Raw genomic sequence first — 10,778 nt, forward strand, 5'->3', positions numbered from 1 at the left:
CGAGCTTGAATGAAATTTTAAAAACAAGCCCTGGCGCAAATTTAAAAGCGGCGCGGCTGCGTCAAAATTTTAAAACTGTGCCTGCAAGAGCGATAAAATTTAAAAATTTTATAAAGGAAAACAATGGAAAAAAAAGAGATTTCACTTAAAGCTAAAGGCGGTAAGAGCGCTAAAATCGACTTTTTGTATCAGTTCGACGATTCGTTGCCGGTGGCGAGCTTCAAGCTAATTTTTAAAGCAAGCGGCGCGGTGAGCGAGAAGACTCCGGGCCTTGCGCGCATCTGCGCGGGCGTTTTGGGCGAGGGCTCAAAGACGCTGGGAGTGAGCGAATTTCACCGCAAGCTCGATATCCGCGCGGTCGAGATCAGCGCTGCGAGCAATTTTGAAACCTTCGGCATCCAGCTAAACTGCCTAAAAGAGCACTTCGATTTCGGCCTAGATATGCTGCGAGAGCTACTTAGCAAGCCCAATTTAACGCCCTCGGTGCTCGAAAAGCTAAAAATGCAAACCATAGGCGAGATCGCCGTGCTAAAAAGCGAGTTTGATTACATCGCGACGTGCAACCTCAAAGCGCTTCTGTATCCGCGCACGAGGCTCGAGCGGCCGCTCATAGGCGACGAGGCGAGCATAGAGCGGATCACGATGAAGGACGTGCGGGAGTTTTTCGCCTCGCTGAGTTTAGAGAATTTATACGTCGTTTTATGCGGCGACGTGAGCGATAAAAACCCGAAAATCGCGGAAATTTTGAGCCTCTTTTCGAGCGGCGAAAAGCGCGAGCTGCCGTTTTTCACGCCGAGCGATGCGAAAAAAATAAAGATCCAAAAGGAGCAGACGCAGCAGGCATACATCTACTTCGGCGCGCCATTTACGCTGCCAAAGGAGCAGGAGTTCATCGCAAACACCGCGCTTTTCGTGCTCGGAAGCAGCGGTTTCGGCAGCAGGCTGATGGAGCGCATCCGCGTTAAGCACGGGCTTGCGTACTCGGTCTATGCGCGCGGCGATTTTGAGCTTAGCCGCCGCGAGTTTTGGGGCTATCTGCAGACGAAAAACGAAAATTTACAAAACGCCGCCGCGCTCGTAAAGGCAGAGATCGCGAAGTTTATCGCCTCGGGCGTGAGCGAAGCGGAGCTAAAAAGCGCAAAAAAATTCCTAATCGGAAGCGCCGTGCTGCAAAAAGAGACGATGTTTAAGCGCGCGGCGATCGCGCAGAGCGAGTATTACAAGGGCTACGCATTCGGCGAGTTCGAGCGAAATTTAAAGCGCATCGAGACGCTAAAGCTCGGGGCGCTCAACGATTTCATCAAGTCACACGACGAGATCATGAACCTAAGCTTTTCCGTCATTTGCGACGAGGCCACCGCAAAAAAGGGGCTTAAAATTTAGCCCGTCGCGACACAGCGAGTGCATACCTGCGACCGGCCTAAAATTTGGATAAATTTTAAAATTTGTAAAGCGGCGCGGATAATATTAAGGCGCGAACGGCGCTAAATTTTACTTTTGCGCGCCGTTTGCGGACGGCTTGTGCGTTTAAAATTTAAAACCTCGCCTGCCGTTGCGCTAAAACTTGCGAGGCTTTGCAAAAGCCGCTAAATCTGCGAGCCTTATAAGGGCGGCTAAATTTAAAGGCGCCGTGCACGGCTCGGAAAATTTCAGCGCGTAAAATCAAAGCCCGATTTAGCACGCCGTCTGTAAGCCGCGCCGTGAAATTTAAAAAGGCGCGCAGTGGCGGCTGCCGTAATTGAATTTTTGCGGTTTGCAAATCGCGCTGCGAAAATTAAAGTCGCGACTTGGGCTTTCACGAGCGGCGCCAAGTCCATGTTTGCAAGCCGCGCCGTGAAATTTAAAGCGACCGCGCTCTGTTTTTAAAACCCGGTTCGCGCCGCAAAGTACGGCCGCCAAATAAAACACGCCGCAGAGCGGGCAAAATTTATGGAAGAATATAGCGAATAAATTTGCCGCAATGGGCGAAATTTCGATCAAATTTAGGCAAGCGTTCGATGCGGCGCATAGAATTTCGATCAAATTTAGGCGGATGATTTCACTGCGGCGTATAAAATTTCACAGCGCAAGGGCTTAAATGCCTATCAAATTTTAAAGGATGAAAATTGATTTTTGAAGCAAAAGACGCGGCGACGCTCCAAAAGGCGGGCATTACGACGCTTTTGGATCTGGCGCTGCTTCTGCCCAAAAGCTTCGACGATCTAAGCGTCAGAGACGCGCCCTGTGCGGGCGAGAGCACGGCAGAGGTCGAGTGCCTCTTCCAGCACAGGCGCGGCTCGATGCTCATCGTCACGGCGCACTGCCTCAGCTGGGAGCGCGAGATCAAAATCGTGATCTTCAACGCCAAAAGCTGGCACTTCGGCGCCTTCAAGCGCGGCAAAAAATTCTTCATCCACGGCAAATGCGACGAGAGCTTCGGCTCGTGGCAGTTCATAAATCCAAAAATCGTAAGCGAGCCGGGCAGGATCGCGCCCAAATACAAAGCCGCGCTGAGCGACGCCGCGGCGCAAAAGCTGATCAAAAAATATCTAAGCGCGAGCGCGCTTTTAGGCTGCGGACTGCGCGCGGACGAGGCGGCGGTACTGCTCGCGCTACACGAGAGCTCGCCGCACAGCGTGCGAATGCTAGCCGCGCTAAATAGGCAGCTCAAGGAGGGCGGCGCGGAAAATTTCGGCGAGCGCGACGACGTTTCAAACAGCGGCAAAATTCCGAGCGGCAGTGAAATTTTAAATGGCGGAATTTCAAACAGCGACAAAATTTTAAATGACGACAGAATTTTAGGTAACGGAGAAATTCCAAGCTCGCAAAGCTCGGTAGCCGCCGAAATTTTAAAGGGCAGATCGCAAAATGATGAAATTTTTAGGGGTAAAATTTCAAACTATCCTCAAAGTAGCGGAGCTCTTGCCTGCGAAGCAATGCGCGGCACGGCGAATGAAATTTTAAGCGGCGGAATTCCAAATGGCGCAGAAGTCTCGCCCAGCCAAAATATCCACAGCAGAGAGGCTGTGAGCGATAAAATTTTGGACGGCGAGGAACCTCAGGCGCGCGAGGAGGAGATTTATAACGACGAAAATTTTAGCGTTCAAAGCGACGATAATTTTCTTGCCACATACGGCGCCGAAGCGCGCAAGGATGAAATTTCAGACGATCTCAAAAGCGACAATGACGTGGCGGCGAGCGGCGATAAAATTTCAAAAAACCTAGTATACGACACCCGAGCAATGGCGCGGTCAGCAGACGCTCGAGCTGCGGCCGTGCAGCCCACGCTAGAGCATGCCGCGACCAAGCAGTCCGTAGCCGAGCAAGCCGCAGTCTCACAACAAAATTCAAGCACCCAAGACGTAGATACACACCCCACAGAGATTCAAACTTCAGACGTTCGAATCACAGATTTGCAATCCGCAATCGCCCAAACTCAAGACGTAGGTGCGCAACCCGCAGCAATCCAAACTTCAAGCCAAGTAGCGAGCGCGCAAGCCGCGACTATCCAAACTTTGAACGCACAAGCTGCGGGCGCACAGCCTTCCTGCGATCAAACCAAAAATGTTCAGACGGTAGTAGCTGTGCAGACCGCAGAGCCTACGATCGCTCAGACCGCAAGCAGCGCCGAGGCTGTTCAAGACGCGCTCGCCGCACCGATGAGCGCTTCGCGCGATTGTGCCGTGCAACCTATGCATTATCAAACTGAAACTATCCAGACCGCAGCCGCCCAAGCTACGACCGCCATACCTACAATCGCTCAAATTGCAAGCGACGCTGGAACTGTCCATGCTGTCGAGGCTGTACAGGCTGCAGCCGCCGCATCTATGAGCGGTGCTGCGATTTTGCGTACGCTGAAATTTGTCGAAATTCTAAACTACTTGCAAAAGCTAAGCGCGAAAAAAACGAGCTTCCCTGCGCAAATTTACCCGCTGAGCGACATTTCGGATTGGCTCGCTTCGCTTCCTTTTGAGCCTACGCGCGATCAGTTAAGCGCGATAAAGGACATCGCTAGCGATCTGCAAAGCCCTCTGGCGCGCCGCCGCGTCGTCATGGGCGACGTAGGCAGCGGCAAGACGCTCGTGATCCTCGCTAGCGCGGCGATGAACTACCCGCGCATCAGCTATCTGATGGCGCCTACAAGCATCCTAGCCGAGCAAATTTACGCCGAAGCGCGCCGTTTGCTGCCGCCGCAGATTAAGGTCCTACTCGTAAAAAGCGGCGATCGCGAGCCCAATTTCGCGGGCGCGCACCTTATCATCGGCACTCACGCCCTGCTCTACCACGAGCTCGCGCCGTCAAATCTCATAATGGTCGATGAGCAGCACCGCTTCGGCTCGAATCAGCGCGAAAAGATCGCGCGCCTAACGGGAAGCGGCGAGTTTCGCGCGCATTTCATTCAGTTTAGTGCCACGCCGATACCGCGCACGCTAAGCATGATCCAATCCGAGCTTGTGAGCTTTAGCTTTTTAAAACAGCTGCCGTTTGAAAAACAGATCAAAACCAAAATTTTGCAAAATGACGGATTTGCGGGCTTTATGCAGGATCTACGCCGTGAGCTCGCCGCGGGCAATCAAGCGATCATCGTCTATCCGCTCGTGCAGCAAAGCGAAAGCTCGGTCTATCAAAGCCTTGAGGAGGCGGCGCCGTTTTGGAAGGCTCAATTCCCCGATGTGCTGATCACCCACGGTAGCGACAAGGACAAGGAGGAGGTTCTGCGCCGCTTCCGCGACGAGGGGCGACTGCTGATAACTACGACGATCGTCGAAGTGGGTATCTCGCTGCCGCGGCTTAGCGTCATCCTAATCGTGGGTGCCGAGCGAATGGGGCTTGCGTCGCTTCATCAGCTGCGCGGACGTGTCGGGCGTAAGGGGCAAGCGGGGCGCTGCTACCTCTACACCAAGCTCAAATCTCCGCCGCAGCGCCTGCGCGAGTTCGCAGCGACGCTGGACGGATTTAAGGTCGCAAATATCGATCTGAAAAACCGACAGGGAGGCGATCTACTGGGCGGCTCGGTGCAGCACGGCGCGATGTTTGCGTGGTATGATTATGAAGAGGACGTGACGGCTGCGGCAAAGCAGCGGCTAAAGGACATAGGACGGGGCGCGTGAAATTCTACGAGATGCGATAGAATTTAAACGTAATTTTAGTCGCGGCAAAATTTTACGAAGCGAATGCGATTATGAGATAATGGGCGACCTGATATAAAATTTGAAATTTCACGGCGCAGATTGCATCGGATAAAATTTAGAGCTTTACCAAGCGTCATTTGCTTTTAATTTCTAAAATTTATGCAACTTAAAGTCCAAAAAAAAGGAGAGCAAAATGGCTTACGTAACCTATGACAAGGCAAAATGGCACTGGGGTGCGAAAAATGCGCCGACCGACATCCCGCAGGAAAACGGCGCGACGCACATCGCGTTTTTCTTCCGCTGGTGCATGGAGCGCAAGCTCTATTCCAAGGACTTCGCGGCGGACTTTGCGGACGATATAGCGCGGATGGACGATAGCTTTGATTATCGCGGGTATTTCTTTGGCGCCATGGACGGCGTGCTAGGTAGCGAGGAGCTAAACACCGCGGGCAAGGCCTTTGCGAAGGCCTACTACACCACGGACCGCACGAAATTTGCCAAAACGCACGGCTGGTATTTACAGGACTATTGCGACTTCGTCGCGCGAAAATTCGGCGATAAAAACTTCGACAACGCCTATTTTTACATAGAAAACTCGCCGCAGAATTACGCCGAGATCAAAGAGATCATCGACCGCCGCTACGAGGAATTCTTGAGCTTCAAGGCGGCGAAGTAGAAATTTTACCGCTAAGCTTAGCCGGTTTAAAATAGGCGTCCAGGCCGAAACGATGCGCGATGTAAATAAGCAGAACCGATACGAAGGGGCAGCGGCAGGGCTTAAAATTTAGGAAAATTTAACTATAATCGCCGCAAAAATTTGAAAATTTTAAAATTTTACAAAGGATTTTATCGATGATCAAGGCACTTCGCGGTATGAACGATATTTTGGACGACCAGGCTCGCATCTACTCGCAAATTTTAAGCGTGTGCGAGCGCGTGGCGCGCAATTACGGCTTTTGCCTCATCGAAACCCCCAAGCTCGAACAGACCGCGCTATTTCGCCGCAGCGTCGGCGAGAGCAGCGACATAGTCGGCAAGGAGATGTATGAGTTTAGCGACAAAAGCGGCGAGAGCGTCTGTCTGCGCCCAGAGGGCACCGCGGGCGTCGTGCGCGCCTTTATCGAAAAAAAGCTAGACCGCAGCGGCGGCGTGCATAAATTTTATTATCAAGGCTCGATGTTTCGCTACGAGCGCCCGCAAAAGGGCCGTCTGCGCGAGTTTCATCAATTCGGCGTCGAGTGCTTCGGCGAAAATAGCGTCTATGAGGATGCGAGCGTGATTTTGATGCTAGCTCAAATTTTACGCGAGCTAAATGTCGCCGCAACGCTTAAAATCAACTCTTTAGGCGATCAGGAGTGCATGCCGGCGTATAAAACCAAGCTCGTAAATTTCTTGCAAGAGCGCAAAGACAGGCTCTGCGAGGACTGCCAAAGGCGCATCGACACCAATCCGATCCGCGTGCTGGACTGCAAAAACGAAAGCTGCCAGAAAATTTTAGCCGCCGCGCCGCTTATAACTGAAAATTTAAACGACGCCTGTGCCGCGGAATTTGCGCAGCTGCAAAGAATTTTAACCCAAAACGGGCAAAAATTTGAGATCGATCCGAAACTTGTGCGCGGGCTTGATTACTACTGTAAAACCGCCTTTGAGTTCGTCTCAAGCGAGCTTGGCGCGCAAAGCGCCGTAGGCGGCGGCGGGCGCTACGACAGACTCGTGGAGTTTTTAGGCGGCAGAAAGACGGCGGGCGTGGGCTTTGCGCTAGGTATCGAGCGAATAGCCGAAATTTTAAAAACGCGCGAAATCAAGCAAGCGCGCGAGGGGCTTTATATCGGCGCGCTGGATGAGGCGTTCGTAAGCACGGCGTTTTCGTTTGCGCTAAAGCTGCGAAAGTTTTGTAAAACTCAAATTTCATACGAGCCCAGGAGCCTAGCCAAGCATTTAAAAGCAGCCGACGGAGCAGAGGCTAAATTTTGCCTTTGCATCGGACAGGACGAGTTTGATCGCGCCGAGGTGTGGTGCAAAAATTTAGAGGATCAAAGCACCTTTGCGATTAAATTTAAAGAGGTCGAAGCGTTTTTTAAGGATAGAGCATGAGCGATTACGGACTAAATATTTGGGGGAATTCCAACTTCACGATAGACGGGGGCAAACTATGCCTAAACTCCGATTTCAAGCAGCCTTTAGTGGATATAATAAAAGAGATCCGCGCAGACGGCGTGCGAGGCCCGATACTGCTGCGCTTTCCGCACCTCATCAAAAAGCAGATCGTTGAAATTTATTCAAATTTTAACCGCGCCATTAAGGAGTTTGATTACAAGGGAAAATTCCACGCCGTCTATCCGCTTAAGGTAAATCAATTCCCGGGCTTCGTTAAAAATTTAGTCGATATCGGCGAGCCTTACGGATACGGACTTGAGGCCGGCAGCAAGCCCGAGCTGCTGCTAGCGATGGCGTATAATAACTACGGCGCGCCGATTACCGTAAACGGCTTTAAAGATAAGGAGCTCATCAATATCGGCTTCATCGCCGCAGAGATGGGGCATAACGTAACGCTTACGATCGAGGGGTTAAACGAGCTTGAAACCATCATCGAAACGGCTAAGGAGCGGTTTGCGCCAAAGCCTTTCATCGGGCTTCGCATCAGGCTGCACAACTCCGGAAGCGGTATATGGGCGAAAAGCGGCGGGATAAATTCTAAATTCGGCCTTACCTCGACCGAGCTTATAGAGGCGATAAACTTACTCAAGAAAAACGACCTCATCGAGCAGTTTACGATGATCCACTTTCATATCGGCTCACAGATTACAGAGATCCATCCGCTCAAAAAGGCCCTCATCGAGGCGGGCAATATCTACACCGAGCTTCGCAAAATGGGCGCAAAAAATTTAAAATCTATAAATTTAGGCGGAGGGCTTGCTATCGAATACTCCCAAGCCAAAGAAAGCTCCAACCGCAACTATACGCTAAAAGAATACGCCAACGACGTGGTTTTTTTGTTAAAATCAATCGCGCAGGATAAAAAAGAGGCAGAGCCCGATATTTTTATCGAGAGCGGCAGATACGTAGCCGCCAGCCATGCGGTGCTCGTAGCGCCGATTTTGGAGCTTTTTACCCAAGAATACGCCGAAGAGAAGCTCGCCCTAAAAAAGGATAATCCGCCGGTAGTCGCCGAGCTATACGATCTGTATAAAACTCTAAAACCCTCCAACGCGCTAGAGTATCTGCACGATGCTATGTCGCACATGGAGAGCGTGCTTACCCTTTTTGATCTAGGATACGTCGATTTGATCGACCGCTCAAACGGCGAAATTTTAGTTCATCTAATAATGCGAAAGGCGTATGGAATTTTGGGCAACAAGCAAGAGTATAGCAATTTCTTAAACTCCCTAGGCAACGCCCAAGAACGCTATTTGGTAAATTTCTCGATCTTTCAAAGCCTGCCCGATTTTTGGGGCATCAAGCAGCACTTCCCAATCATGCCGCTAGAGAGGCTGGACGAGCGCGCCACGCTATCGGCGTCGATCTGGGATATCACCTGCGATAGCGACGGCGAGATAGAATTCGACAGCCAAAAAAATCCGCTATTTTTGCACGATTTTGATCCCGAAAAAGAGGAGTATTTTTTGGGCTTTTTCCTTGTCGGAGCCTATCAGGAGGTGCTTGGCATGAGCCACAACCTCTTTGCACACCCAACAGAGGCGACCGTGATTTTAAAGGATGACGGCGGCTTTGAGATCAAGGATTTTATCGAATCTCAATCGGTCATCGACATCTTGGAGGATATGGACTACGACGTAGTAGATATCCGCGAAAGCCTAAACGAGCGCGTCGAAAAATCAAATCTTATCGGAGATAAAGAGAAAAAACATATCCTGGGCGAGCTATATCTGTTTTTAAACGACAACAGCTATCTAAAGACGATCAAATGAGTTTTTGGCAAATTTTAAAACAGGACTTCACCGAGCCCTTGCGCCAAGACCCCGCATGCAACAGCGTATTTGAGATATTTTTCTGCTATCCCGGCGTCTGGGCGCTGATAAATTACCGCTTCGCGCACTTTTTCTACGAGCGAGGTTTTAAGCTTATAGCTCGCGCGATCAGCGGACTTACCCGCATAATCACCGCCGTAGATATAAACCCCGGCGCGCAGATCGGCTCGGGCGTGTTTTTCGACCACGCCACGGGGCTTGTCATCGGAGAAACGGCGATCATCGGCGATAACTGTCTGATCTATCAGGGCGTTACTCTCGGCGGCGTGAGCTTAGAGCACGGCAAGCGCCATCCGACGCTACAAAACGGCGTCGTAGTAGGCGCGGGAGCCAAAGTGCTAGGCAACATCACCATCGGCGAAAATTCTAAAATCGGCGCAAATTCCGTCGTCGTAAAGGATGTCGCCAATTCTACCGGTGCAGGCAATGCCGTCAAAAATCCCGCCCCGTCCGAGATTTCCGCGCCAAAAAATATAGCCTCCGCGAATACTGCCGCTAAAAATTCCACCGCGTCTTCTATGCGCGAAATTTGGAGATTGCTAGAAAATGCCGATCGGGCGCTGCTTGCCGAAGAGATCTCGCGCGCCGAAGAGCTCGCCGCACGGGCGCAGGAGCTTAGCGAGCTAAAGCGCATCGAAGTAGGGCGGATTTTTAGCAGATTTATCCGTGCGCGGATCGCCCTGTAGCGCGGCGATACCGATGCCGCGATCTCGCTAGCGACGGACGCGAGCTCCATGCAAAGCGGAGTGGCGGAGATATATGCCAATGCCGTAAATTACGAGAGCGCTTATACATTCGGGCGCATCTACGAGGCTCGCGGCGATCGCAAGGGCGCTGTGCGCGAATATCCTGGACACACCGCCCTGTGCGCGAATATCAGCAGGCGCTGTTTATTTGGACTATGTTTTTACAGAGCGATCCCGTGCGTGCGGAGGAGATTTTCGCCCGACTGCAAACGCTCACACCCGATCCCTACGAGGCCGAAGGCAGAGCTAGCGGCGCGTGCGAGTATCTGCGCGCTAAGGCTGGCTCCGCTTTGAATGAGCCGGCGCCCGAGCCCAAGCGTCGTGCACTGCGAGATTTGGCCGAATGGGAGGCGCACTGCTTGCATCTGCGCCCGTTTATAGAGGACGGATCGGACGAGCGCGCGCGTAGGGCTTCGCTCGCGCGGGATTACGCGCAGCTGTATGCGGGGCTGGGCGAGTGTGCCGCCGCGCTAGAGCATCTGCTTGCCGCAGCGGAGCTTTCGGATGCGACGGAGCCCGATACGGGCGGGCTTTATCTACAGATCGCGCGACAATTTTTGTCTATTTACAAAGAGGCGGGCGCGAGTAAAATTTCTGCGAGCTATGCGCAGAAAAATCTAGCCGCGGCGCAGGATTACGCGAACAGATCGGTAAAGCTCTACGAGGGCATGCGCGGCACCGCCTACGAGCACTCGGGCTACGATGGACGCGAAATTTTAGGCGAGATCGCGATGATACGCGGCGATCCGTCTGCGGCGCTGAGACATTTCGCGGCGATGAGAGACGATGCGGCGGCACTTTTGGCATATCAGCAGCTGCCGGCTTACAAGCAGGCTCTGGCTCACGCGCTAGAGCTGCTCGCGCAGTGCTATGATGCGCTAAAGGATAGCAAGAGCAAGGCGGCGGTTCTGCGCGAGCTTAGGAAGCTAAAG

At 52.2% G+C, this 10,778-nt stretch carries 7 protein-coding genes; all 7 read left to right on the forward strand.

The window, feature by feature from the left end; all coding sequences use genetic code 11:
- The first annotated feature begins 123 nt into the window (after positions 1-123).
- Positions 124-1,383 carry a pitrilysin family protein gene (locus Q0620_RS03215; RefSeq protein ID WP_298783183.1) on the forward strand — a complete coding sequence of 420 codons (1,260 nt, stop codon included), beginning with the start codon at positions 124-126 and terminating at the stop codon, positions 1,381-1,383.
- A 2,288-nt stretch (positions 1,384-3,671) separates the two neighbouring features.
- Positions 3,672-5,090 (forward strand): ATP-dependent DNA helicase RecG, encoded by a 1,419-nt coding sequence (recG, locus tag Q0620_RS03220; protein ID WP_298783188.1) that lies wholly within the window; start codon positions 3,672-3,674, stop codon positions 5,088-5,090.
- 214 nt (positions 5,091-5,304) lie between these two features.
- Positions 5,305-5,787: a hypothetical protein gene (locus Q0620_RS03225; protein WP_298783184.1), complete on the forward strand. Its 483-nt coding sequence runs from the start codon at positions 5,305-5,307 to the stop codon at positions 5,785-5,787.
- 176 nt (positions 5,788-5,963) lie between these two features.
- A complete protein-coding gene (gene hisS, locus Q0620_RS03230) occupies positions 5,964-7,205 on the forward strand; it encodes a histidine--tRNA ligase (RefSeq protein WP_298783185.1) in 1,242 nt (413 codons plus the stop codon).
- Positions 7,202-9,040 (forward strand): biosynthetic arginine decarboxylase, encoded by a 1,839-nt coding sequence (gene speA / locus Q0620_RS03235; protein WP_298783186.1) that lies wholly within the window; start codon positions 7,202-7,204, stop codon positions 9,038-9,040. Before hisS ends, speA begins: the two co-directional genes overlap by 4 nt.
- Positions 9,037-9,786: a serine O-acetyltransferase gene (gene cysE, locus Q0620_RS10830; protein ID WP_366125020.1), complete on the forward strand. Its 750-nt coding sequence runs from the start codon at positions 9,037-9,039 to the stop codon at positions 9,784-9,786. Before speA ends, cysE begins: the two co-directional genes overlap by 4 nt.
- Before the next feature lie 179 nt (positions 9,787-9,965).
- On the forward strand, positions 9,966-10,778 hold an 813-nt coding region (locus Q0620_RS03245), incomplete at its 3' end, for a hypothetical protein (protein ID WP_298783187.1).

The sequence above is a fragment of the uncultured Campylobacter sp. genome (genome assembly GCF_938017615.1).
Lineage (GTDB): Bacteria > Campylobacterota > Campylobacteria > Campylobacterales > Campylobacteraceae > Campylobacter_B.

Bases quoted from the DNA above. Each gene is read 5' to 3' on its own strand.
- Q0620_RS03215 (WP_298783183.1), top strand. From the start codon at position 124: ATGGAAAAAAAAGAGATTTCACTTAAAGCTAAAGGCGGTAAGAGCGCT.
- recG (WP_298783188.1), top strand. From the start codon at position 3,672: ATGCATTATCAAACTGAAACTATCCAGACCGCAGCCGCCCAAGCTACG.
- Q0620_RS03225 (WP_298783184.1), top strand. From the start codon at position 5,305: ATGGCTTACGTAACCTATGACAAGGCAAAATGGCACTGGGGTGCGAAA.
- hisS (WP_298783185.1), top strand. From the start codon at position 5,964: ATGATCAAGGCACTTCGCGGTATGAACGATATTTTGGACGACCAGGCT.
- speA (WP_298783186.1), top strand. From the start codon at position 7,202: ATGAGCGATTACGGACTAAATATTTGGGGGAATTCCAACTTCACGATA.
- cysE (WP_366125020.1), top strand. From the start codon at position 9,037: ATGAGTTTTTGGCAAATTTTAAAACAGGACTTCACCGAGCCCTTGCGC.